General features: G+C 60.4%; 1 pseudogene. It reads right to left on the bottom strand.

Going from position 1 to position 366, the window contains the following annotated elements:
* Nucleotides 1–206 (bottom strand): annotated as a pseudogene (locus B3520_RS15110) (sulfite exporter TauE/SafE family protein); the annotation flags it as partial.
* Nucleotides 207–366: the final 160 nt, after the last annotated feature.

The following is a 366-nucleotide window of genomic DNA, read 5'->3' as shown; positions in this document are numbered from 1 at the left end:
ACCGGAAAGCCGACAGTGCCCCCGCCCATGGGGGTGGAGCCCGCCGCATAGCTGCCGATCGCCATGGCCAGGGCCATGGGCCAGTGATCCTTCGCCGTCTGCCAGTGGCCGTCCATCTGAACCAGAAACAGCCAGGCGGTGTAAAACAACCCCAGCCAGAGAAACCAGACCCATAAGTGGCGCTTGGGCGGCGCTTTGATGTTCATCTTATTTCAACGGCTTGTACTTCACCCGCCGCGGCTGCGCATTCTCACCTTTACGCTTCACAAAGTCCTCGTGGTACTCGGTGTAGTTGCCCTCAAAGAACACCACCTCCGAGTCACCCTCGTAGGCGAGAATGTGGGTGGCCACCCGGTCCAGGAACCA

Origin of the sequence: Marinimicrobium sp. UBA4509, from assembly GCF_002388575.1 — a bacterium.
Taxonomy (GTDB): Bacteria; Pseudomonadota; Gammaproteobacteria; order Pseudomonadales; family Cellvibrionaceae; genus Marinimicrobium; species Marinimicrobium koreense.
The sequence above is the reverse complement of the archived record's forward strand: the minus strand, read 5'-3'. Positions and strand labels throughout refer to the sequence as shown.